Below are 24,368 nucleotides of genomic sequence, written 5' to 3' on the forward strand. Positions count from 1 at the left end.
AAAACGCGGCAAAATCAACAATCTGCCAAAGTAGTGCTAGTATTTCAGCGCGTAGCTTCGATGAAGGCGACTAACGCCAGCTCGCTAGCAACCTTCGTTTCGCTCCTGCAAGCGCGGTTGACTTTCGGCTGCAGACCCTCGGCAGCTTGGCGAGCACGTTTGCAGTCTTGTGCACCCAGCAGCGCTGCCCTCGCGTTTTTGGCCCGACCTCGCCGGCCGCTTTCCAGAAGCCGAGTGCGCCATCGGCGATGACGAGTCGCGGAGGCACCTCGAGCCCGCGCCGCTCCAGATCGAGCAGCAGTTCGCGCCACCATCGGTGAAACCGACCAGTTCCTTGCAGCCTTCCAACATAAAATCGATCAGCACGAGGATGCACTGCTTTTCAAGCAGCGCTTCCAGATGGAAGTCATCGGCCAGATGTAAACGTAGCGCTTCGCCGACAGATCGCGCATCTGCCACGCGGTGCGCTCGTCGACCCAGCATCCCTGACCACCAATGGCGGATGCGACAACCCGGCAACATCCTTGCCGAGCAGCGCAGCCAGCGACTCCGAGAAGCGGCCTGTCAAGATTCCTTTCAGGTAAAGGATCGGCAGCAGCGTCTCGATCGGCTTCGAACGCACATGTATGGTGGCGGGATCGGACGGGGAGAGCCGAATGCGTCGGGATCGGTGGCGTCCGCCTCGCGATCTCGCACACCTGGGTGGCGGATAGCGACCGGACCGATACCCGTGATCACCTCGTGCTCCAGCAGGTGACCGCGGCCGACGATGCGCCGGTGGCCGTCCGTCTTCATACCGTGAAAGTCCTTGACCTCGGCCAGGGCCGCCTCGGGGAAGGGCACGTGCCCGTTGCGCAACACTTCTGTGAGTTGATCGGCGGCGTTTCCTGGTTGAATCAGCTTGATGATGTTATCTTTGGGCGCAGCATATCGCTCCTTCCGTGGAGAAGTGGAGGGTTCAAGCAACGAAGGTATGCCGCCTTTCCGATTCCCGATCGTCACCAACTTTCGGCGATAGCTCTCAACTAACAGCGGCCACCGCACTGAGAGCGATCTGCAAGCGGTTTGCTCAAATCTGGCGACTGGCTTTATCAGTTCGTCCTAGCTTTCGCGATACTCTTTCAGGTTTGAACGAGGTGTAGCGACATCTCCTCGTTTCGAGTCTGAGGGGTCTTCTCAACGAGGATAGCAAATTGGCTTCGTGCGAAAAGGCCGCCGATAGTGTGTGGTTTCTGACTGCTAACGACGATTGTGGCGTTGAGAACACTGGGTGTCGTTAGAGGCGTGCGAGCTTTTTTCAAGCGCAACAGACGCTTCTGCACTTGAGCGCCGCTGGCATAGCCCTTGCTGTTGAGAATAGCCCCAGCGGGTGTGAGGGTGGATCAACGCACAAACGCGCAAGCAAGTATCGTAGCAAGGGTTGCGCTCGCCGAACAGGTTAACGGCACTGCCGAGGTCAGTCACCAGTTCTCGCTCGTTCGCAGGGCTATGAAGGCAGGTTCGATACTCGAGCCGCCCTCCAAAAAGAAATTGGACCGGTCCCAACTTTGCCGCTCTCCAGCTTCAGCAGATATCAAGGAATTACACGTCCATGAACAGTGAGAAGCAAGCAGCGAGCGATCCGCAGCTATGTCGTAATCTTCAATTCCTTTTCGAACCGAAAGGAGTTGCCGTTGTGGGTGCCTCGCCGAAACCGAGCCTCGCGAAAAGCATTCTTAACAACATTGTGTCCTCCGGCTTCGATGGAAATCTCGCTGGTGTCAATCCGAACTACAGTATTGTTGACGACGTGGACTGTTACAGGTGCATTTCAGACGTTCCGTTCCAGGTCGATCTGGCCATCCTATGCGTTCGAGCTGAGAACATTCTGCCCATTCTAGAGGAATGCGAACTAAAGTCAGTGCGGGCCGCACAGATCATCTCCAGCGGCTTCGCGGAAATTGATTCGAATGAAGGACGCGTTAGGCAGCAAAAAATTCTGCACTGGGCAAAACGCGCGACGACAACAATCGCTATCGGGCCCAACAGCTTCGGAGTCATCAATATGCACCGGCCGATGATTGCCGTTGGGGAAAGCAGCATAGCCAAGATCGCCGCTGGAGGCGTCAGCGGCGTCTTTCAGAGCGGACAGATGGCTGCAGTAGTGCATCCGCTGATCGGTAGGGGTGTCGGTATTGGCAAAATCGCAACGACTGGTAACGAAGTCAGCGTGACAACAGCCGAAGTTGTCAATTACTTCGCGGTCGATCCACAAACAGAAGTCATCATCAGTTATTCGGAAGGGATCAAGAATCCCGAAAGTTTCGCGGCTGCCTGCGCGCGCGCGCGGAAAGGAGGAAAGCCGATCATCATGTTGCGCGTTGGCGCTCATCCTGAGGCGCGAAGGGGCATCGGCCGACATACAGCGACACAAGCCGTAAACAACTATCAACGCGAACTCAAGTTCCTCGAAGAACTGGGTGTAATCACGGTCGGATCGGTCGAGGACCTAATCGAAACGGTTATGGCTTTCAAAGCGTCTGGCAGACCACGTGGGAATCGCGTTGCTTTCGTTAGCTTTTCAGGCGGAATGGGAAACATTATGGCCGACTCAATTTTGTCGACATCGGGCTTGAAGCTCGCTTCGTTCTCGGGCCGATTGTGCAAACGACTGGCAGATGTCCTTCCGAATTTCGCGAACAGCTTTAATCCCCTTGATCTGAGTGCCCAGAGTGCGTTCGATGCCGGGGTCCTGAGCGATTGCATGCAGGTACTCGGACAAAGTGGGGAATTTGACATCCTTCTCTGGGGCAAGGACTTGCCGATAAGCATCGATGATGAATCACCCGTTGGCCTCATGCTTAAGGAGCTAGTGCTCCAACATCCTGAAATCGTTGTTATCCCAGTTTCACAAATGAATGGACTCTGCCGAGATAGCGAGGGTGGTTCCCCACCCATGTTCGCCGGCCGACCTCTCTTGCAAGGCACGGGAGTCGCGGTTCGAGCACTGGGCAAAGTGATCGACTGGCATAGGTCAATTTAGATATTGGTGAGCCCGACGATCATACCGCAGGCGCTGTAGTGAGCATGAACCGCGTCGGGTCGAACCAGGATCGAAGCACAAGCCAAAAGTTGGGCGACACTTATCGTCAGGCGGACACAACTGGCGTGGTCGTAGCGTTACCGCAGATCTGGTGGTAAACAAGGCGAGGCGTCTGCTGCGGCGGACACCGCGACACGAAGATTCGCCGAAGACAGCGATACCTGAGCGTCTCCTGACTCTGTCTGCACTCTCATCGGTTTACGATCGGACTGCTGGGCGTAGTAGCGCTTCGGCTGCTTGCCCTACTCGCGATGGAAGCTGCTACCGCGGCCATCCAAACGTGGCACACGCGGCGAGGCCCCTGGTCGGTGGAGCGCCTGGTATGCAGCCGTCTGGATTGTGGTTGATCGGAGATGGGCGGTATCGGTACGCATGTGGCGCGGATGGCGGCGGGCTTGGATGCCGTGGTGACCATCCTCGATCCGATTGGTCGGCTTCGCTGATGAATTATTCCATGGTAGCACTCGAACGAGGTTCTCGGCAATCGAAAGCTATCGAGAAACGGTCTCCGCAGCCGACGTGTCATCGGGAGAGTGCTTGTGTGTGCAGTCCAGGGATCAGGAACGGGCGTTGAGCAGAAGCGCGGAGCGCAGGCGGCGTCGACGCGCTCATAGCCCAGTGCGGCTGCGGGCGCTCGTCGCTGGGCCGATCGGAAGGCAGCGGAAACAGGCGGGTTCTCAGCCGGACTGGAAATGGTGATCACCATCCTCTCCTACTAAGGAGTGCTTGACACGAACGAGAGCGCAACCCGCTGGTTCGCGGTCTCGGATATTACCGTCTTGGTTCGATCGTCGACACTCGTCGAGGTTATATTCGCGCTCAAAGCCGCGAGCGTCCACTGTGTGGTTCGGGCGGGTCCTGACCTCCTCTCCCAGCCTGAAGTTCTTCTCATGCTCAGCGGTTTACGCCTCAAGTTAGGACGAAAAGCGTTCGGCTGTGACGAGATCACTGCAAGAGCATGCCGGACCGCATCAATGACCGACCACATCGTGTAAGCTGCAGAGCGGTTGCTTACGGCCGCCCCAGGTGGCCAGCGGCTTGCGCGCGGAGAAACTGCGAAAGTATCCGATCTCCAGTGATTAGCGTGCGCCCATCAAACAGCACGAGCTGCAGTAGCTTACGCTGTCTTAGAACATTCGGTTCATCAGAGAATTGGTCGTGATTGTAGCAGGAGCTTCCCGGCGTGTTCGAGCGTGAGTGGCGGGACCTTCCTGCTCATAGCGGTTTGTGGAGACAGGTCCCGATAACGCTACCAGCTCGTTGGGTTGTCCGCGTGCATGATCTGCTGCAATCCGCAGTTCCCATCGACGCCGCCGATACTGACCTGGTGACCTTGCCCCCGAGTTTTATCCAGTTCTGAATCGCCCCGGTCGTTCGATTTGCCCGGTTGGGCGGTGGAAGCGACGGGAGCTGGCGCGGAGCCTTCGGCATAGCGCGGCGCCAGATGCCGGCGCGGCTGATAGTGAAGGCGAACTTCGACGGGGCTTTCCACCCGAGCTGCGAGTGTGGTCGTGCGTCGTTGTAATCGGCCCGCCAGCATCCAAGCGTGACGCGGGCCTGGGCCAGCAACGCGAACAGCGTCTCGTTCCACGGAGCCGGCCGTTGAAGCTCTCGATGAAGGCGTTCTGCATGGGCTTGCTTGGCGCGATGTAGTGTCACGCGACGCCGTCTGGTCGGCCTAGGAGCGGATGTGTCCTCCGTATGTTGCGGGATTGATCGGCCTCGGCGATCGCAAGAGCGCCCAGCCGATGGCCCGAACGTCTTCCTACGAGCAACTACGATCAGGTACACCACCTCATTGCGGATGGTGTCTGGGACGCGACGTCGCTGGAGACAAAGCTTCTCAACCAGGCGGACCGACTTGTCGGCGGAAAGAATGCATTTCTGGTTATTGATGGCACCTCACTGCCGAAGAAGGGTGAGCCGCTCGGTCGGTGTTAAGCTGAGTACGCGTCGGCCCGCGGCAAAAGGGCAAATTGCCAAACGCTGGCTCTGTAACGCTTTCCCGGGGCGAAGTGCCAGAGATGGTCCCGTTACGTCTCTTTCTGCCTGACAGTTGGACAAGCGACGTGTCTCGTTTGAAGCGCGCTCGGGTGCCAGTCGAACACCGAACGCCACGGTCCGAGCCGGAGATTGCTTTGGCCGAGATTGACCGCGCGATGGCAGCTAACGTGCGCTTTGGATGTGTGCTGGCTGATGCAGGATACGGCCTCAGCGCACCGTTTCGACAAGGGCTAACAGCGCGGGCTGGCCTGGGCTGTTGGTATCCCTCGGCACCTGAAAGTGTATCCGGTCGATGTGAAGCTCATTTGGCCGAATACCAAAGTCCGCGGGAAACCACGAAAGCACCACGTGCCCGATATCTTGTCGATTGCGGCAGAACAAATGCTGGCCAGCGCCAAATGGAAAACCGTGAGTTGGCGTAGCGGAACGAAAGGTCGGCTCAAAGCCCAATTTGCTGCTCTCCGCGTCCGGACCGCCGACGGCCCTCCGCAGCGGATATGGGATAAAGGACAGCAGCATCTCCCAGGCGACGAAGCCTGGCTCATTGGCGAGCAACGCGCCTCCGGCGAGAAGAAATACTATCTCGCCAATCCTCCGGCGGCGACGGATCTGCGCACCCTGGCCGCCACCATCAAGGCACGTGGATTTGTGAGCAGGCGCATCAGCAGCTGAAGGAGGAGCTTGGACTTGATCACGTCGAGGGGCGATCATGGCAGGGTCTTCATCGCCACGCCCTGATGACAATGATTGCCTACGCCTTCCTGCAACATCGTCGCCTCGCACACGCGGGCGGAAAAAAAGAATCAACGGGCCTCCGCCTCAACCAACCATGCCCGCCGTACGCCACGCCATCGTCGATCTCATCCTCCGGCCGCCGCCTCAGCACTGCCCATATTGCCGAAAGCAAATCCTTGAAAAACAGTGGCGCAAACACATTGTGTCAAAATCGATGGATACGAACAGGCCCTTGAAGTCGCCCTTGCCAGCTCGTCGACCGCCGCTCCAAACACTCTCCCGCCTTCTATCGTGATACCTGACAACACCGCTCCTTCAAACAGCCAATAGAAATGCGGCCCACTAGAACAGGTAGTGCCTAGATACTTGTTAATGATGTATGAACCACAAACTCTGCGTCTAGGCTAGTACCAGCTCATCAAGGCAGGATAAACGTGCAGCAATAGCGGGCTCACCTAATCCGTTACTCTCACGGCTTCTCGGGTACACTATGAACGCCCTTGCTTCTAATAAGGACGCCCAAGATGAATGGGCTGTCTCGATCACCCGGCCACGCCGAGTCAAAGGTGTACACGTTGCCGCGTCTCACGCCTGCTGCACTGGCAAGCCGAGATCTGGCAGATACGTTGCGCCGAGAGTCGCTCCGGTGATCGGCAACCTCGGAGAGCCTTCAAATAGAAGGTTGCTGCGCCGTTCGCAGACCTGTTTTGTGTCCCCTGAACCAGAAGAGCTTCAATGACGACACTTACAAAGTTGACACAACCCGAGCTGCAAGATCGCGTCGCAAATGCGTTGCGCAAGATCGATGCGCTGGAATCCGCATACGAGAGCGTCACGATCGGCCAGCTAGTCTCAATGCGGGCGAGAACGCACGGTTCAATGACCGCAATCGAAGTCTTCGAGCGCGGCGAGCGCGCGACGTACTCGCAGATGGACCGATTGACTAACCGATATGCGCGTGCCCTACGTGCAATCGGCGTAAGGAAGCGGGATCGTGTTGGTGTGATGCTGCCCAATCGGATCCAATTCCCGATCCTGTGGTTCGCGATGGCCAAGCTCGGTGCTGTAATGGTCCCCATAAACATGCGCTACACTCCGAGGGAAATCGAATATATTCTCAGCGATACGCAGGCCAAATTCGCCGTCATCGATGGGGCGGCGTGGTCAGTCTTCTCGATCATGGATCCATGGCCGCAACACCTCGCCAAGGAGCGAGTAATTCTCGTTGGACAGCCTTCCGACGGCGCACCCAATACCCTGGATAAGTTGCTCAAGGGAGTCGACAGTTCTGTGGTTGAGGAGGATGTCCGCCCGGACGACCTGTTGAACATTCAATATACTTCGGGGACAACGGGCTTTCCGAAGGGCTGCATGTTGACGCACGACTACTGGGGCGTGACTTCGTACCAAGGTACGTGCGGGGATGGGGAGCCGTACCAGAGGTATCTTGCTACACAACCGTTCTTCTATGGCGATCCGCAGGGATATCTTCTGAAGTCCTATCGTCAGGGCGGCACTCTCTATCTGGCTCCGTCACTCAGTTCGACGCGCTTCATCGGTTGGCTCAGGCAACACCGTATAGAGTGGTGCGTGTTTACCGAGTTGATAGCGCGTCAGGCCGAGGCGGCCGACGAAGACGGAGCGACATGTCTTAAGCAGACCCTGAATTGGGGTTGGAGTCCTGACACGGTGCGCCAGTTCCGCAAGCGGTTTCGAGTGCGCACACAGGATGCTTACGGGATGACGGAAATTGGGTTTGGTGCGACAATGCCGAAGGACCTTGACGAGATGGCCGACTCCGGGTCGGTGGGCATTCGTGCGCCCTTTCGGAACCTGCGACTGATGAATGACAATGGCACACCCACCCCGGATGGCGAAATTGGTGAACTGTGGATTAGCGGTCGTGGAATCTTCAAGGGCTACTGGAACCGCCCGGAGGCGAATGCAACTTCGTTCCAGGGGGAATGGTTCAAGACAGGGGACCTGCTGCGGCGAGATGAATTAGGCTTTTATTGGCTGATAGGACGCACCAAGGATATGATCCGACGCTCGAGCGAGAATATTGCTGCGCGCGAGGTGGAAGCTGTCATCCGCGAGATTCCTGAGGTTGCGGACGTGGCCGCCGTACCCGTTCGCGATGCAAAGCGCGGCGAAGAGGTCAAGATCTACCTGGAACTGAAGGAAGGCCTCACACCAGGTGATCTGCCAATCGAGCGCATTCTTGAACATGCTCGTGCTCGCCTTGCCGTGTTCAAGGTGCCGCGATACATCGCCTTTAATTCGGCGCTCCCCAGAACAACCTCCAGCAATAAAGTGCTCAAACGCGAGCTGATGGCCGTGAGTGATCCGCTCGCCGGCGCCTACGACACTGAAGAGAAGCGCTGGCACTGAAGCCGAGTTCTCATGCCAGTTCTTGCATGCTGCACTGATTGGGGGATCGAGGTATCGCGCTATTCTGGGATAGGAATTGTTTAGCCCGGCCGCGACACAGTCGGCAAGATCAATCGCTTGCTGCAGCGTAAATGCTTGAGCGCTTCCATTCTCATTGTGGTCTGAAATAGTACGACTTGCGGGCCCTATCCGTAATGCGAAAAGAGACCGCGCCGGTGATCACGAGTGACCTACTCCGCGGCTCCTGGCAGCGGCGGTGCGAGAATACCCCCTTTACGCGTTTAGCCCTCTTTGATTTGGTAGCTATCCAAGCCAGGCACCCAGCGGTTTAGTTCGTAAGATTTGCGAAGGTCCACTTCTGCTCGATATTGCCAATCCCTGCGGTTTTTGCGGGCGCAGCTGAGTGGTCACCTGCAACCCCTTGGAAAATGAACTGAGAATGAAATGCACCAGCAGATCGCTCCCACCGATATGGATTGCCTCACTGGAAAGTCTCGGAACTTCGCCCACGTGATAACCGAGAGCAAGCCATGTTTAGATGCCGGCGAGATGGCTGGCCTTATGACCGTCCGTGGACGTTCGGGGCGCGCGATTGGTTGGAGCAAGGATCCGCTTAACACCCGTCGGGAGGTAATTGACTTCGTGCGATGCTCTTACCTGGGCCTCGACAATCATCCGGTGATCGTCGCTGGCGCGATTGAAGCGATCGAGGCGCAGCGGTCATTGCATGGCTCCTACGCCCGAACGCGGCTCGATTTCGATCTTCTGGGAGAGCTTGAAGGACTCCTGTCCGAGCTGTTCCGTGCGCGCGTGCTCGCCTTCTCCAGTGACATGCTCGCTAATCTTGGCGCAATCGCCATCCTTGCTTCGGGTCAATTGACGGGCGGCAGGAAGCCGGTCGTCGTGTTCGATCACTCCGTACACATCTCGCTCGCTTATCAGAAGCCGGTTGTGGCTCAAGAAACGCGAGTGGAAACGTTAGCGCACAACGACGTCGAGGCGCTCGAGCGCTTGTGTAGAGAGCATCCAGCAGTTGCGTATATATGCGACGGCGTTTACTCCATGGGAGGGCATTTGCCAGTCAAGGAACTGCGCCATCTCCAAGAACATTATGGACTCTTTCTCTATATTAACGATGCCCACGGCATATCGATCTTCGGATGCCAAGGCGAAGGATTCGCTCGCTCTCAGCTTCCGCAAGTGCTCGATGAGAGAACGATTATTGCAGCCTCGTTGTCCAAGGGATTCGGTGCATCAGGCGGAGTGTTGATGCTTGGTGCGGCGGATCACGAGGCGCTGCTTCGAGGACAGTCTATTCCCGATGCGTTTTCAGCGGCCCCCGATCTGGTGGCTATTGGCGCTGCACTCGGATCGTGCAAGATTCATCGATCAGCAGAACTCTGCCAGCGGCAGCGGCGATTGGCGCAACGCGTCGACATCTTTGATCGTCGTGTCGCAACTGCCGAGCAAGGCAATTTACTTCCGATCAGAACGATCACGATCGGATCGGAGGCCAATGCGATTGCGATCGCAAGAGGGCTTCTCGATTGCGGCTTCTATACGTTGGCGACGTTCTTTCCCCGGCAACGAAGCGCAGGGATTCAGGTGTGCATTACCGCGGAGCATGAGGTCCGCGACATAGAGCGGCTGTGCGACTGCATTTTGAAAAAAGCAGCTGAAACCACGGGAAAGCCCTACCCGTTGAGGTGATCCGATGACTCAGCAGACGCTTGGAAGGTGCACTGGATTCGTTTGTGGGTGAGAACCGCTCGGAACTGGTAAGGGATAGCCGCGACCCGAGGAAGGCCGCGGCTGACGCCAGTTGCCACGAGTTCGAACTTACTGAAGCGATCCATCGCGACATAGAGGTAGAGCATGCCTCGGGCGGTCTGAGTTCGGCGAAGTTAACCCGCAATAAACCTTGACGCCCTTCTTACGCAGGCCTGCTGCCTTCAATCTGTGGCAGTCGGCTGATGCCAAAGCGTTACCGCAGCGATGCACGCAGGTACGCGTCAGATTGGGGGCGACTGCAGATATCGGCGAGCGGCACCATCGCATGCTGCCGCGGCCTCCTCCTCGATGGAGAGCGCGGTGGACTGGTCTTTTCTTGGGGGCTTGTCGGGAGGTCGGCTACGGTCTCTTGCTGCTTCCACTTTGCGGCGGTTTCTAGTTTATTGCAGAACGCTTGGCGAGGCGTCTCAGGCTCTCTAGCATTCTGTATTGCTCGACGACTGCCTCCATGTGCTGTGCGGAGCCGTGTAAAATCTGACCCATAGCGCTTCGTTCGAAACGTGCAATTAAGATGCAGGTTCAACGATGGGGACGTTCCATCGCGGTGCGCTTTGGTAGGTCGCATTCAGATGAGAGCTGAGGCTTTGGAAATAAGCTTGGTCACGACGTTTCGGGCCGGGCCTTACGCCGCGTCGGCCGTGCGACGCGCCTTTGTTTGCGCAGCTGTCTCGGTCAAATCGCATCTTGCCGAAGCAAACAAAGTTTGTTTCGATGTCGCCACGGTCGACCGTTTGCATCGGTCATGAGATGGGCCGCAACGACGCTTCGGCTACTCAAGCTGCGGATTCCGACGAAGTCGCCCGGGTGTACCGATATGAAGTCGCCCGGGGATTCCGAGACGATGTCGCCCACCTTTCCGATTTGATCTCGCCCGGGAGCGAGGCATTCTGGCCGATAGATTTTCTGGCATTGGGCGAGCCGGGCGGTCAACCCGGAATCGCGGCTTGAACTCTTCTGTTTCTGTTGCGGTTGCTGTGGGCATGTGGGCAACGCCTTGGCGTTGTCCAAGCGCAGCGGCATGTCCACAGGGCGACGGGCTCAGGTCTTTCGGGCGGGTTGCCGGCTTCGGCGCAGGCTCTCACCGGTGAGGTCGAGCCGATGGGCATTGTGGACGAGGCGATCGAGCACGGCGTCGGCATAGGTGGGATCTCCAATGAGCAGATGCCACTGGTCCACGGGGAGCTGGCTGGTGACGATGGTGGAGCGATGACCGTAGCGATCTTCGAGGATTTCCAGGAGGTCGTGACGGGCGCCGGCATCGAGCGGCTCGAGCCCCCAATCATCGAGGATCAGCAGATCGACACGGCCAAGGCCGCGCAACAGGCGTGGATGGCGACCGTCGCCGCGGGCGAGCGCCAGATCGTCGAACAGGCGCGGGACGCGCTGATAGAGCACGGAGCGATTGTCGCGACAGGCCTTGTGGCCGAGCGCCGAGGCGAGCCAACTCTTGCCGACGCCGGCCGGGCCGCAGATCAGGAGATTGACGTGGTCGTCGATCCAGCGGCCCTCGACAAGCTTGGCGAACAGCGGACGGTCGAGACCGCGCGGGGTGCGGTAGTCGATGTCCTCGACGCACGCCTGCTGGCGCAGCTTGGCGTAGCGCAGGCGGGTGGCGAGCCGTTTGTCGTGCCGCAGCGAGGCTTCACGTTCGAGCAGCAGAGCAAGCCATTCGGCGTGACCGAGGCTTGCGGCCTCACCGGTGGCTTCGATGTCGGCGAAGGCCTTGGCCATGCCGTGGAGGCCGAGGGCGTTGAGGCGGTCGAGGGTCGGATGGGTGAGCAAGGGATGATCTCCTAATTGTAGTAGCGCGGTCCGCGGATGTTGGCATGCAGGATCGGCGCATCGTCCGCGGAGCGCTGGTGAGCAGGACGCCGATCGAGATTATTGGCGAGGATCGACTTGACCGAGCCATAGGTGCGCGCGCCGATGTCGATCGCCCGCGCAGCCGCGGCGTCCAGCCGTTCGCGCCCATAGGAGGCGGCGAGCCTGAGGATGCCGAGGCAGGCGCGGAAGCCTTGCTCGGGGTGCGAGCGCTCGTCGAGAATGAGGTCGCACAACGCGCTGGTCGCCGGCCCGATCGCGGCGGCGTCCTGGCGGATACGCGCGATGGTCCAGCCGGCGTAGCGCCGATGGCTGGAGGCCATGTGCTCCGGCACGGTGGTGTGTTTGTGATTGCCGCTCATGCGCTGATGCGCGGCGATCCGCTCGCCCTTGTGGAAGATCTCGACGGTGCGGGCCGTGAACCGCACCTCGACCTCGGCGCGGGCGAAGCGATGCGGAACGCTGTAGTAATGCTTCTCCACCTCGACGTGGTAATCGAGACTGACGCGGCGGATCCGCCACTCGGCGAGGACGTAGGGGGACACCGGCAATGGCTTGAGCGCCGGCCGGTCGACCTCCTCGAGCAACCGGCGGCGTGTCACGCCGAGCCGTCGGATCGGCCGTTCCTCGTTCAGCCTCGTGAGCAGTTCGCCGATCGCCGCATTGACCTCGGCCAGGCTGTAGAAGGTGCGATGACGCAGGCGACCGAGCAGCCAGCGCTCGACGATGAGGACGGCCTGCTCGACCTTGGCCTTGTCGCGCGGCTTGCGCGGCCGCGCCGGCAAGATGGCGGTGCCGTAATGCGCCGCCATCTCCGCATAGGTACGATTGATCTGCGGGTCGTACAGGCTCGCCTTGATGACCGCGACCTTGGTGTTGTCGGGCACCAGCAGCGCCGGTATGCCGCCGATCGCCGCGAAGGCGCCAACATGGGCGCTGATCCAGTCGGCGAGCCCCTGCGTCCACGTCGCCTGCGCGTAGGTGAAGCTCGATGCGCCGAGCTCGGCGACGAAGATCTGCGCCGTTCTGCGCTCACCGGTCAGGCGGTCGACCACCACCGGCACGCCATCGCCGGCGTAGTCGACGAACAGCTTGTCGCCAGCCACATGGGCCTGGCGCATCGTCACCGACAGACGGCCCTCCCAGGCGCGGTAGAGCTCACAGAAGCGCGAGTACCGGTATCCGCCGGGCTCGGTGGCGATATATTCCTCCCACAGGATCGACAGCGTCACGTGCTTGCGTTTGAGCTCGCGGTGCACGGTCGCCCAGTCGGGCTCGGCGATGCGGCGGTGACCCTGACGGTTGCCATTGCCGGTCTTAGCGAACAGGCGAAGTTCCAGAACCGTGTCGGTGACGTCGTCTGGCAACGGCCAGCTCAAGCCCGCGGCCTCGAACCGCCGGAGCGCCAGCCGCACCGTCGAGGGTGCCGCGCCCACCCGTCGCGCAATCTCGCGGCTCGGCAGCCCCGCCGCCTTCATTCTGATCACATCGCGCACACGGCGCATCGCAAGCCTCTCCGTCGGCATCCAGGTCCCCTTCGCAAAGCCGAAAGGGTTGACCCTATGGGAGCCAGAAGAGGTCTCGTCACCCGGGCGACATCATCCCGGAATGGTGGGCGACATCATCTCGGAACGGGCGGGCGACTTCAAATCGGAATGGTGGGCGAGATCATCTCGGAATGGTGGGCGACATCGAGCGGAATCCGCACTCAAGCCGCTCAGGACTAGTCGCGATGCGTTCTCGTCATTGTGATCGCCGCAGTTCTGAAGTTCGTGAGATCGCCGAGTTGTTTTCGGCCGATTTGGCGGCGAGCGACGCGCTGATAGGCAGCGCTGCAAAAGCTCGTTTTTGGTAGGCGCGAGCTTCTTTATCACTCAAACCGTGCACAGCATTGCGGAGCGACGCCTACGCGGGCCGAAGGACGCCAGGTGCCGCGTCTGTTTGCCGCCAAGCGGAGTATAACTGAAGCTTCGGAGGGTCTCGGCCGGACGAGGAGACCTATCCGAGGGCGTCGTAGGCCGCCTTTCCGCAAGAGGCCCGGTGCTCGCCCTCTGGGGCGTTTGCGACACTCTCGAACTAGAGTTTACTAATCTTGTCGGGAAGATCAGGCAGTGCGCGGTAGCATGCGGTGTCTGTCTGAAAGCGATTGCTTCAGCTCGGTCAAATTGCCGCGAGCGCGACTTTGCGGAGCAGAATGCTCACAGCAATTCGCACCAGTGACCTGGCCCAAATCCTGCACACACCTCATGGAACTTGCTCGGCACATAGGCAAGCACGGCTCTGCCTGCCAAAAGCATGATGCAGTCGCAAGGCCGTCCTTGATGGGAGCACGTCACGTGACTGTTTGAGACAGAGTCGGTCCAAGGCTTCGCTGCGGTACATTATCGGTGGTCGAGAGACAGGTCTTAAGGGCGCCGGGCCATGATTTATAAACCGACTTCTGAGTTGCGAGACCACGGTAGTGCCATGGCGCGGAATGACGTTGAACAAACCGAAAGCACATAAATGTCCAAAGCCCTGCGCGCGATCCTCGAGCTTGAGGAGATCGAGGTGAATTTGTTTCGCGGAAAGAACCCGAATCCCAGTTTACAATGGGTGTTCGGCGGCCAGCTGATCGCACAGTCTCTGATGGCGGCATCCCGCACGGTGGGACTCAGGATGGCGCATTCGCTACACGCCTATTTCATTCGGCCCGGCGACCCCAAGGTGCCGATCATTTATAAGACCGAAGATCTGCGCGACGGCAAGAGCTATTCGATTCGTCGCGTCACGGCGATCCAGCACGGCATGCCGATCTTCTCTGTCATGTTTTCGTTTCACGCCGAGGAGCAGAGCGCCTTTGACCACCAGGCCATAATGGCCAACGTGCCGCCGCCGGAAGAACTCACCGACGAGAAGACGCTATCCAAGCGATCGATGCTGGCCGGACTGTCAAAGCGAACCCGTCGTCGGTACGGACCCAATCGCCCGATTCAGATGCCCTCTCCTCAGATTGAATTGCGCGCGGCTGAGATAGGCCGGAATGTGGGGCAGAAGACCGGCGATGGCCGCGTTCATCTCTGGATTAGAATTACTGAGGATCTGCCCGACGATCCGGCGCTGCAAATGTGCGCGCTGGCCTATGCCTCGGATTGGTCGCTACTTGATGCGATAATGGCGCGCTATGGCCGCACGTTACTCGATGGCCGTATGCTGGCGGCAAGCCTCGACCACGCGATGTGGTTTCACCGACCATTCCGGGTCGACGACTGGCTGCTGTACGCCCAAGAGTCGCCGAGCGCGCAGGGCGGACGCGGCCTTGCCCGCGGCATGATCTTCACGCGTGATGGCACGCTGGTGGCGTCCGTCGCCCAAGAGGGCTTGGTGCGCGAGCGACGCTGAATCACGACGTCACGCTTAGTTGGGCTTGCGAGGATATCCGCCTTCTCATGCGGGAATTCAAAACGGAGACACTCCTAAGGTCCGTGTCGTGGAAGGGTGAGGCGGGGACGCCAGACGCGGTCGATTTGACAACTGCGTTACGCTGATCATGAATCGTCTCGAAGGCGAGTGTCGAACTGAATTTTGCCGCGTTGCTCCGACCAGCAGCTCGTGATGAAGGGAGGGTGTAGCCCGACCGGAGTGACGAGCCCGGCGTCGGCGCGATGCGCGAGATGCCTGGCTTGAACTTGCATCGCGGGTCTTGTTGGTGACCAGCACTGGCCACGCCACAGGTAATCCTTGCCCTTCATACAAAAATGCCAGCGAGCACAGTGAGCGAGCCACGGCCACCCCGGCGATTTGATGGCCGCGCCGGACCAGGTCTTCCGCTAGAAACCTTGGCACCGAGAGATCTCATACCCGCTACGATCCCGGTCGACGGACTGGACCGGTGGCCACGCAAAATCATCAAAACCCGCGGCAGCTTCGCGAACGAGCTCTTGTCGCTCGCCATCAAGAACGCCGACGTCCGCCCCGAATACGTTAGCAATTTTGACACGAAAACTCCGCAGGCCTTTGCCACGATCGCCCACCGACCCCCGGTCCCACAGTAAGACCTCTCAACCGCTGACAGGTCCTGTTTGGGGAACCGATTTCTCGGCCGCGGCAACTACAATCCCACTGTTCTTCATACCACCGCGTTGAACCGCGTCTGCGGCTGAACGACGGAATTCATCATCGATCATTTCGATCTCGGACCATCTGAGCGTTGTCAGCCGGTCTCGCATGGCGTATCGCAACGCGCCACTCTCGCGGTTGTGCAGCACCTGATGTCCTTGAGGAGTGACGCACGTAAAGAAGTGCCTTGCGCTCCAGATGATGTGGTCGGAGGTTATCAGAGATCATGATCGGCCTCATTAACCGGCCGGCATCGCTGCTGTCGCAGCATGGTCGAGGATCAACTGCATCATCAGGCTTTGCGCGCCGCCCGCGCTTCCGCCAGAAGCTCCGGCCACGCGGGCGCGCGGATGGCGCCGTGCGAACGGCCGGTCGCCCGAACAGATCCATCTGCTTCGGCCACGATTGTCGATTGAGGGGTATCCGCTCCGTGGCATTGCGCGCTTCGAGCACATGAGCCTCTCCCCGATTCTGGTTGTGAAATGCGGCAGAAAGCAGGGCAGTTGATGGCCTTCGATCGTTCAACGCAAGATCGAGAAGCGCAGTAAGTTCCGCAAGTGCTTCGATGCTGGCAACGGTAGAGCTCGGCGTCAGGGTAAGCCGTCGGGTCGAACGTCCATGCTGAACTTCCAGCCAACGACCTGCTTGCGACCCGTCCGGGGTTCAGCGAAAAACGACATCTTGCCGACAGTCCCATGAACGGAAGCTCGGCGGCCACACCAAGAGTGATGCCGATGATCTTGCGAAGAACGGTCGTGTGGGCGTTCTTAAACGTCGTTGTAGTCGTTCGTGAAGAACGTCCCTGAGCACCGTTTTACGCAAGGTGTGATTGCGATAGGTGGCGACAGAGCATCCATAACAGGCCGCATAAAAGTTCGGTGAGCCAGCGGCGGAGCAGGCTGAAGTTGTAGCCGGCGGCGGCGAGCACGGCGTTGGTGCGGTCGCCGTCGCGACCCTTGAGATGGTTACGGCGCATTCGGTGGTCGTCCTTGAGATGGCCGATCACAGGCTCGACGGCGGCGCGACGCCGCATCTCGCGGCGGATGGCTTTGGTGACACGGCGAACCTGGCCACTGATCCAGACCTTGAACCGGTCAGGATAGTTGTGGCCGCGGTAGCCCTTGTCGCCGTGGATGCGGCGCGCTGCAACACCAGTGAGCTTTTCGAGGTCGGCGATGACGGGACCGAGCGTGTGGCCGTCATAGGGATTGCCGTGCAGGGCCTTGGCATGCAATACGAACTGCCCGCCTTTGGGCGCGGTGGCAGGCGTGGCAATCGAGACTTTGCAGCCAAATTCGTAAGGTGCCCGGGCCTTGCCTTTGCCGATGCACTCCACCTCGGGGGCGTGCAACGAGTAGACCTTGGGACCGCGCTGACGCTGCTCTTGATGGCGAACCCGGTGGGCGAGATCGAGCAGCGGACCAAAGCGATCCTCAAGCGCAGGGTCGCCCTCGATCTTGCGTCTGATGTCACGGATGATGCGGCCAAGCCGGGTGCGCAGGAATTTGAGCTCTCGCCGGGCACGCTTGAACTGGTGGGCATGCGTGTAGCGTCCCACCATGATGGCGGCGCGCCTGGCCACGCGCAGATAGCTTTGGCGCAGTTCGACGCTCTCGCGTTTGGCCAAACCGACCAGCTTCTCGATCGCCCGGTGCATGAGCCGTGCATCGCTCGGATGCGCGATCGCCTTCTCCTGTACGGTGGTATCCACAACGAGCCGCTCGAGATCTTTGGTCTCGATTGCCCCAGTTCGATGCGCCACCGAGAGGCTTTCTTGCAACAGCGCGGCGATCTGCTCCTCACCCAGCCGCTGGCGCCAGCGGGTCAGCGACGAGCGATCGAATGGCAAGTCGTGCCGGAACACCACCTCGCCGCAGAAATGCTGAAAATACGGGTTCTCGACCCACCTGTCGCACAGCGCCTCGTCAGAGAGATTGTGCATGTGCTTGAGGATGAATAGTCCGGCTACCAATCGTGTCGGCAACGGTGGCTGCCCCGGCCCGAGGCGACAGACCGAACTGAAGCGTCCCGCCAGGAAGTCCCAATCGATCTCCGCCGCCAGACGCACCAACGGATGGCGAAGGTTGATGATCTTCTCCAGAGATGGACGAAACAGATCGTCCTGACGATCGTCGCGCGGATGGCTCATGGGTTCTCCCCAATAGCGAATCTCGCCGTCAAAGGAATCACGAAGCCGCCCAATCCGGAATCCAAAAACGCAAGAAAACCAGGACCTACCCACGGCATTCTTGCAAAATCGAATACTTGCCCGCGTCAAATCACTGCGACAGATCAATCGCTTCCGAATTCTTCACGGGCGACGTTGTACAACGACGAACGACGCTAGGGGATGGAAGACCTCTGGTGTTCGCGTTCACCTGCCATCCGCGTGAAATTCGGCGCTGCGCTATGCCGAACGCTCCGCGCCAACTTCCGTCGCTGCGACCGCCCAACCGGGCAGGCCCAACGACCGGGCGAACCCAGAACCGGATAATACTTGCGGGCGCGGTCAAAACCCATACAGAACGGCAACGTCGAATCTTCTGACTTGCTCAACCGCGGGTGGCCGGTTTCCCCTCCTCGAAACATCCGACAGATCATCCGCCACAGCCCCGGCCTGACCCCACCACGATAGCGCTCAATAACGATCTGGCGCCGTCATGCGCTCTCACGTGTCAACGCCCCGCTTTTCCGATGCCGAATACGAGATTGCCACACCAGAGTAGGTAGTGTTTCGGTTTATTTCTAATCATGTAGTATAAGGAAATAAGCTTCTTATGATGAAGTAAGGTCCAGCAATGACTAACTCGCTTAATCACCTGCAGATTTCGCGCTTTCTTCAGAGGTATGATGCCGCGGCCAGCCAAAAAGGCATTAAGCTTTCGACAGGGCTCGATTTCCATAAATACATTTCGATCACACGAGCCACTCCAACCAAGGACCCTACATCTCGAACTTTCCAGCCCCGGATCAAAGCAGGCGATGGATTTTGGATGATAGGCGTCGACAATAATAATGACGTCGCTGTTTTACAGGCTGTTCGACTGTACGAGCTTTCGTGCATCAATTTTGCAGAGCATCTTGAAAAAGTGTTTGGCGACCGCCCAGCCGCCCATGCACATCCTTACGACAGTTGGACCTGTATAGCGCCAAGCGCGAAGAAGATCACGGGGAAAGTCGCCTACCACGGGGATGTATGGGTGCGCAGAGATTATAGAGGACGCGGTATGCCCAAGATCATGGGAGGGGTCGCATTCGGGGTATCTTTTGCGATGTGGGCTCCTGACTACGTATGTGCTCTTGTAACGCCCTGGCAACTCGATAAGGGCGTTGTTGCGCAATACGGATATGCACACCATGAGGCCGGCGGGCTACGGCAAATTGGGCAAAACGCTTTGAACGAGTATCTGCTAGTTTGGCTAACTGGCGAGGAGTTGAGGAGCCGTGTTGATCGCCGCGACGACAGCGAGCTGATTTCAGCCGCATGAGTTTCGCCGACGTGACCGGCTGCTACACAGAAATAACTCCGGTCTCTTGAACTATATCGGAGAGCCGCGCTTTGCGCGAGCGTCCTTCATATGTGTTCCGCCTCGAGAACGATTTGTACAGCGGGCCTGGCGTGATATGGCTCTGGTCCTTGCGCGGAAGCCCAGCCCAGTTCACGCATGTTTGGTCTTCTTGTTACCTTGAGCAATTTTCTTGACTGGCTAGGGCGGTCGTCGCGCCAACCGCGCCGATTCGGCCCGTTCGGCGCTGCAGAAAACAAGGCGCTTCCTCATTCAAAATTGCAGCGACCGTGCTTGCTTCATCGGCAGCTCTTGCACCGAACTATGATTTGACCGTTCCGGCATAAACTCCCGCCCTAAAAGCGAGTTAATACACTAAAAGGCCGGATCACCATCAACTTTCAGTGTCGACAGGTGCCGCGCTCAGGGCGAAAGATCCTGTCCCTAGCCTGGTGTAGCTGGCGGCGGGTCACCGCGTTCGCCCGCAAGAGCCGGACTGGTCAGCTGGCAATAGCCGGAAGGCTAACGGTTGGATCATCGCTCAATGGTGCGATGGTTTCCAGCGTCATGTAGCGGGCACGCTGGACGGCCCATTCATCGTTCTGTTCGAGCAGGATCGCGCCGATGAGCCGGACGATGGCGTCCTCATTGGGGGATGCCGACCACCTCGGTGCGCCGCTTGATCTCGCCGTTAAGGCGCTCGATCGGGTTGGTGGAGTGCAGCTTGGTGCGGTGCTGCGGCGGGAACGTCATGTCGGCCAGCACATTGGTCCCGGCCTCGTCGAGGAAGCCGGCGAGCTTGGTAGCTTGGGGCGGAGCTGATCGGCGACTTGCGCCATTGCGCGCGTGCGGCCTCGGCATCGTCCTGGGCAAACGCTGTGGCAATGAAAGCGGAGACGACGCGGCGGCCGCTTTTGCTGGCATGGGCCAGCGCGTTGCGCATGAAGTGCACGCGGGGATCGTTGAAAAAGTCCGAATTGACTGATTCCATTCTTGTTGGCGATTCGCGATCGGCGGAGCAAACGAGATGCTGGGGCGCAAGGAGCGGGATCAGCTTGAGCTCTTCATCACCGGCTCGCTCAAACAACTCGTCCCCGACGAGCACGTGCTGGCGCGGGTCGATCGTGTGCTCGACCTATCCTGGCTAAGGGAAGAGGTCACCGACTGTTACTGCGCGAATGATGGCCGGCCCGGCATCGATCCCGAAGCGGCGGTACGGCTGATGCTCGCCGGTCTGCTCACCGGCATCGTGCACGATCGCAAGCTAATGCGTGAAGCTCAGGTCAACACCGCGATCCGCTGGTTTGTCGGTTTTGGCCTGCATGAGCAACTACCGCACCATTCAAGCCTGACGCGCATTCGCCAACGCTGGGGCGAAGAGCGGTTCCGTAGGATCTTCAAGCGCACGGTCGAGGCCTGCCTGAAGGCCAAGATCGCCACTGCGGAGGTGGTCCACATCGATGCGTCGCTGATCCGCGCCAATGTGAGTTGGGACAGCCTCACCGAGCAGCATGTGGTGGATGTCCTGAGCGAAAATCAAAACGAGGATGAAAGCGAGGCTGAGAGAACGGGCCGGCAGAGCGGCAAATACAAGAAGGTCTGCACGACCGACCCCGATGCAACGATGGCCACGAATGCCCGCAACCGGCGGCTGGAGCCCTCTTACAAGCAGCGCACTGCCGTCGATGACAAAGTAGGAGTCATTTTGGACGTCGCGGTCAAAACCGGACAAACGAACGAAGGCGAGATGATCGAACCGCAAGTCGACGAGGTTGAAGCGATTACAGGTATTGACATTAAAACGGTCACCGCCGATGCCGGCTATGCCTCCGCTAAAGTATACGGTGCTCTCGAACGGCGCGGCATCGATGCCCTGATCCCAGCTAAAGCTGAACCGATCAAGAGTCGCGTACCGCTCAGGCGCTTCCGGTACGACGCCAAGAATGACATCTTGAAGTGCCCGCGAGGACGTATCTTGCGGCCCGCGCGACCCATCAAGCACGGCCGTTTCTTTTACTCGAAGGCAAAGGATTGTGCCCGGTGTCCGCTCAAGGGTGACTGCCTATCGAAGGGGCGAGTTAATAAGGCAGTTGTTGTAGGGAACGACTATCCTGCACTACTCCGCGCCCGGCGCCGTCGCGAACGATGGAGCTGGCAGGATCGACGGATCTATCAGCGCCATCGCTGGCGTTCAGAGGGCTTCCATGGCGAAGAAGACCTGGCATGGGCTGGCGCGCGCCATACGGCGTGGTCTACCGAACATGAAGATCCAGGCCTATCTGACGGCCGCCGCCATCAACCTCAAGCGGCTGGCAGCCGCTCTTGTTGCGCTTCTTTTGTGCTTGACCTCCTTCGACGCTTCGCAGTCGGCCTCGCGAGGAGTGCCGGGTTGATGTGAAGGCATGAATGGACCGGTTGCTGCATCGAGCGGATCCGTGAACCACTTCTTCAACGACCCCACGCGGCAACGCTGCCAACTAGCGTTGAGCACTTTGGCGACGGTCGCCTTGATGCCCTCATGGACCAGCTTGACGGCGCGCAGGCCGCGGAGGGCGAACTTGCGCAGGAACGCCGTGCAGAATGTCTCGGCTTCCGAGGGACCAATGTCCATGCCGAGAACTTCGCGCCGACCATCGCTGTTGACGCCGACTGCGACGATCACTTTAATGCGTGTGAAGTGCCAAGGAGGCATGGTTGATCTTCCCCCGAAAAATGGACGGGTTTTAGCAGCTTTTAGCTCCATCTAGATTGGGGCGATATATCCGATGGCGGAATGGAGCCTTGTTCGATTGTAGAAGCCCTCGATGAAGGCGAAGATATCGCGCTGGGCCTCAGTGCGGGTCTGATACTGGCGATGATGGACGAGCTCGGTCTTGAGCGTGTGGAAGAAGTTCTCCATTGGGGCATTGTCATAGCAGTCGGCCTTGCGGCTCATTGCTGCGGTGATGCCAGTGGCGGCAAGGGCCGCGCGATATTCGTGTGAAGCGTACTGTGGCGCCTTGAGATCAGATGGTACCGCAATCGAGATCGGGTTGGTGCCAAGCCGCGCCTCGCGCCCGCCAAACGGCGCGACATATTTACGTAAGCGACCGGAATAAGCGGCCGCAAGCCCGATCATGCCGGCGCTTGCCGCCATCAAGGGATAGGCGGCGAGCCGTCCGACATGGCTTTGCCTGAAGACTGTGCAGGCCACGACGTTAGCGGTCTTTGCTTTTTCGATCGCGAGCGCCATCGCCTTGGCGTTGACATGAAAGCCAAAGCCGCAATGGCCATCGATAACAGCCGTGGTGGGAGATTCTCGCACAATCGTCTACTCTGCGCCCGGCACGATATCCCCCGCGTTCATGCTGTCGATGTAGCTCGGAAGGGCGATGACTCCATGGGAATCACGACCAACCAGATTGGCATTAACGCAGCCGGTGGCGACTGCTTGCGCCTCGTTCTCTGAGGCGCCGGCAGCTTTCAGTAGCGCCGCTATCGGCAGTCCACACCTACGCGAGTTGCGGGTTGATCAACTCGAAACTGCGAAATCCGTAGCCCGAGCTATAGGTACCCACCCGTATTGGTAGCTGTGTCCTCTTGCGGCTATCGGCAGTGTGGGGACAAGCTATAAATATCAGCATTGGTGGGTGCTGGAAGAGGTTCGATTGACTGCGAATTTGGCGATGGTGCAAGCGCGACAAGAGGAATCGATGTACTGTGACCGACGTTGCAAGGGCAATGTTCGCTGTTGCTTTTTCTTCGCTTCGCTGGAAGCCTTTCTTGCGATGCCATTACAATTCCTGGAAGCGGAGCACATTGTAAACGACAGCCGGACGTCTAAAGCCACTCGACCGACGGCCCACCGCAACGGCGTGTCTTAGCCGTAAGCTGGTGGTCTTGATGCAGCCCAATGGTTCTTTGACCCGCTTACGGTTGATCTGCCGCTGGCCGAAATACCGGGTAGAACGTACGAGGAAACAGTCCATGCTCAGCGCCGAGAAGGCACACACGATGATCGACAAGGTCTTTGATCGCAGCAACGCCCTGTATGTCAAAAATGTGCCACGAAAAGGCCGTGGCGTATTTGCAAATATTCCGTTCAAAGTTGGAGATCTAATCGAGCGCGCTCCGACCTGGGGATTTGATGATGCCGCAGCCAAGCTGCTGGATCGTACAGGCGTCTTCGAGTACTACTTCGTGCGGCCCGATCAACATCTCATGAGCGGCCCTCTGACAGGCTACGTTGTTTTCGGTGTGATCTCGATGGTGAACCACTCGTTCAACCCGAATGCACAGGTAGTGTGGAACGATGAAGAGTCCGGCACTTGGGCGAGTATTGTGGCAATAAAAGACATAAGGGTGGATGAGGAAATAACACATCGCTATATGAACATATCGGCTTATCCTTCTAGCATCAAATTCATTGATTGAAGTGCAAAGCTCGTTGCTTGATCGATCTAAGAGCGCGTATGAGGATCAGAGAGCAAGTCATTTGCACGCGAGTGTGTCGCGGGACATCGCCGCAGATCGGGGCATGGGCAGACCAGTCTTGATTCCGGCGCCTGCTCTTCATCGACGAAATCTCGATCCAAATGACTCCGCTGCGCGGCTGGAGATGGAAGGGCGACCGAGTAGAGGCTTTGCACCGCATGGCCACTGACGAGCGTTGACGTTTCTCCGCGCTCTGCGATGGGATGGTCTCACCAGCCGTTGTGTGTTCGATGGATTGATCAACGGCGCATGCTTCAGTGCTTATGCCGAACATCAGCTCCGCAAGCCGATACCCCATCATGAGCAATCTGGGCAGCAAACATTTTATGAGCATCGCACATAAACACACCCGATGCCGCCGTCTGCCGAGCCGCCCCCTTATATTTGGTAGTATGCCAGGGTTGTCAGGCGTCTCGCTTTCGGGAAGCAGATCGGCGATAACTTTTCGTCTCCCCGTTCACTCGCTT

10 protein-coding genes and 9 pseudogenes are annotated in these 24,368 nt (G+C 58.8%); 9 read left to right on the forward strand and 10 right to left on the reverse strand.

Annotation, left to right across the window (positions count from 1 at the left end; genetic code table 11):
- Positions 1-53 precede the first annotated feature (53 nt).
- Positions 54-310, reverse strand: a pseudogene (locus QA642_RS39700) (transposase); the annotation flags it as partial.
- 266 nt (positions 311-576) lie between these two features.
- Entirely contained in the window at positions 577-966 is a 390-nt protein-coding gene (locus tag QA642_RS39705) for a hypothetical protein (RefSeq protein WP_283081730.1), read from the reverse strand.
- Positions 967-1,591: 625 nt separating this feature from the next.
- Here QA642_RS39705 and QA642_RS39710 point away from each other — a divergent pair.
- Complete coding sequence (locus QA642_RS39710) at positions 1,592-3,022, forward strand: CoA-binding protein (protein WP_283081731.1); 1,431 nt, start codon at positions 1,592-1,594, stop codon at positions 3,020-3,022.
- A gap of 1,507 nt (positions 3,023-4,529) precedes the next feature.
- Here the strand turns inward: QA642_RS39710 and QA642_RS39715 are convergent.
- Positions 4,530-4,737 (reverse strand): annotated as a pseudogene (locus QA642_RS39715) (transposase); the annotation flags it as partial.
- Positions 4,738-4,767: 30 nt separating this feature from the next.
- On the opposite strand from QA642_RS39715, the pseudogene QA642_RS39720 reads away from it, so the two are divergent.
- The 3 genes and pseudogenes from QA642_RS39720 to QA642_RS39730 all read left to right on the forward strand — a co-directional run.
- A pseudogene (locus QA642_RS39720) lies at positions 4,768-6,001 on the forward strand (IS701 family transposase); the annotation flags it as partial.
- 555 nt (positions 6,002-6,556) lie between these two features.
- Positions 6,557-8,212, forward strand: coding sequence for a class I adenylate-forming enzyme family protein (locus tag QA642_RS39725; protein ID WP_283081732.1), 1,656 nt, complete (start codon positions 6,557-6,559; stop codon positions 8,210-8,212).
- A 444-nt stretch (positions 8,213-8,656) separates the two neighbouring features.
- Complete coding sequence (locus QA642_RS39730) at positions 8,657-9,922, forward strand: aminotransferase class I/II-fold pyridoxal phosphate-dependent enzyme (RefSeq protein ID WP_283081733.1); 1,266 nt, start codon at positions 8,657-8,659, stop codon at positions 9,920-9,922.
- A gap of 1,119 nt (positions 9,923-11,041) precedes the next feature.
- Here QA642_RS39730 and istB read toward each other — a convergent pair.
- A complete protein-coding gene (istB, locus tag QA642_RS39735) occupies positions 11,042-11,785 on the reverse strand; it encodes an IS21-like element helper ATPase IstB (RefSeq protein WP_271597274.1) in 744 nt (247 codons plus the stop codon).
- 11 nt (positions 11,786-11,796) lie between these two features.
- A complete protein-coding gene (gene istA, locus QA642_RS39740) occupies positions 11,797-13,329 on the reverse strand; it encodes an IS21 family transposase (protein ID WP_283087069.1) in 1,533 nt (510 codons plus the stop codon).
- A gap of 1,000 nt (positions 13,330-14,329) precedes the next feature.
- Here istA and QA642_RS39745 point away from each other — a divergent pair.
- Entirely contained in the window at positions 14,330-15,205 is an 876-nt protein-coding gene (locus tag QA642_RS39745; protein WP_283081734.1) for an acyl-CoA thioesterase II, read from the forward strand.
- Positions 15,206-16,736: 1,531 nt separating this feature from the next.
- On the opposite strand, the gene QA642_RS39750 is transcribed toward QA642_RS39745, so the two are convergent.
- Entirely contained in the window at positions 16,737-18,071 is a 1,335-nt protein-coding gene (locus QA642_RS39750; RefSeq protein WP_283081735.1) for an IS5 family transposase, read from the reverse strand.
- Between the two features lie 649 nt (positions 18,072-18,720).
- Between QA642_RS39750 and QA642_RS39755 the strand changes: the two genes are divergently transcribed.
- Positions 18,721-19,410 carry a hypothetical protein gene (locus QA642_RS39755; RefSeq protein ID WP_283081736.1) on the forward strand — a complete coding sequence of 230 codons (690 nt, stop codon included), beginning with the start codon at positions 18,721-18,723 and terminating at the stop codon, positions 19,408-19,410.
- Between the two features lie 518 nt (positions 19,411-19,928).
- Here the strand turns inward: QA642_RS39755 and QA642_RS39760 are convergent.
- Positions 19,929-20,383, reverse strand: a pseudogene (locus QA642_RS39760) (transposase); the annotation flags it as partial.
- A 72-nt stretch (positions 20,384-20,455) separates the two neighbouring features.
- Here QA642_RS39760 and QA642_RS39765 point away from each other — a divergent pair.
- A pseudogene (locus QA642_RS39765) lies at positions 20,456-21,821 on the forward strand (IS1182 family transposase).
- Positions 21,822-21,886: 65 nt separating this feature from the next.
- On the opposite strand, the pseudogene QA642_RS39770 reads toward QA642_RS39765, so the two are convergent.
- The 3 pseudogenes from QA642_RS39770 to QA642_RS39780 all read right to left on the reverse strand — a co-directional run.
- A pseudogene (locus QA642_RS39770) lies at positions 21,887-22,096 on the reverse strand (transposase); the annotation flags it as partial.
- Between the two features lie 75 nt (positions 22,097-22,171).
- Positions 22,172-22,420: pseudogene (locus tag QA642_RS39775) on the reverse strand (IS3 family transposase); the annotation flags it as partial.
- Between the two features lie 63 nt (positions 22,421-22,483).
- A pseudogene (locus tag QA642_RS39780) lies at positions 22,484-22,912 on the reverse strand (Ldh family oxidoreductase); the annotation flags it as partial.
- A gap of 482 nt (positions 22,913-23,394) precedes the next feature.
- On the opposite strand from QA642_RS39780, the gene QA642_RS39785 reads away from it, so the two are divergent.
- Positions 23,395-23,841 carry an SET domain-containing protein-lysine N-methyltransferase gene (locus QA642_RS39785; protein WP_283081737.1) on the forward strand — a complete coding sequence of 149 codons (447 nt, stop codon included), beginning with the start codon at positions 23,395-23,397 and terminating at the stop codon, positions 23,839-23,841.
- Positions 23,842-23,942: 101 nt separating this feature from the next.
- A pseudogene (locus QA642_RS39790) lies at positions 23,943-24,166 on the forward strand (IS630 family transposase); the annotation flags it as partial.
- Positions 24,167-24,368 lie beyond the last annotated feature (202 nt).

The sequence above is a fragment of the Bradyrhizobium sp. CB2312 genome, assembly GCF_029714425.1.
GTDB lineage: Bacteria > Pseudomonadota > Alphaproteobacteria > Rhizobiales > Xanthobacteraceae > Bradyrhizobium.

Excerpts from the sequence above, each read along its gene's own strand:
- QA642_RS39710 (WP_283081731.1), top strand. The coding sequence starts at position 1,592 with ATGAACAGTGAGAAGCAAGCAGCGAGCGATCCGCAGCTATGTCGTAAT.
- QA642_RS39725 (WP_283081732.1), top strand. The coding sequence starts at position 6,557 with ATGACGACACTTACAAAGTTGACACAACCCGAGCTGCAAGATCGCGTC.
- QA642_RS39730 (WP_283081733.1), top strand. The coding sequence starts at position 8,657 with ATGCACCAGCAGATCGCTCCCACCGATATGGATTGCCTCACTGGAAAG.
- istA (WP_283087069.1), bottom strand. The coding sequence starts at position 13,329 with ATGCGCCGTGTGCGCGATGTGATCAGAATGAAGGCGGCGGGGCTGCCG.
- QA642_RS39745 (WP_283081734.1), top strand. The coding sequence starts at position 14,330 with ATGTCCAAAGCCCTGCGCGCGATCCTCGAGCTTGAGGAGATCGAGGTG.
- QA642_RS39750 (WP_283081735.1), bottom strand. The coding sequence starts at position 18,071 with ATGAGCCATCCGCGCGACGATCGTCAGGACGATCTGTTTCGTCCATCT.
- QA642_RS39755 (WP_283081736.1), top strand. The coding sequence starts at position 18,721 with ATGACTAACTCGCTTAATCACCTGCAGATTTCGCGCTTTCTTCAGAGG.
- QA642_RS39785 (WP_283081737.1), top strand. The coding sequence starts at position 23,395 with ATGCTCAGCGCCGAGAAGGCACACACGATGATCGACAAGGTCTTTGAT.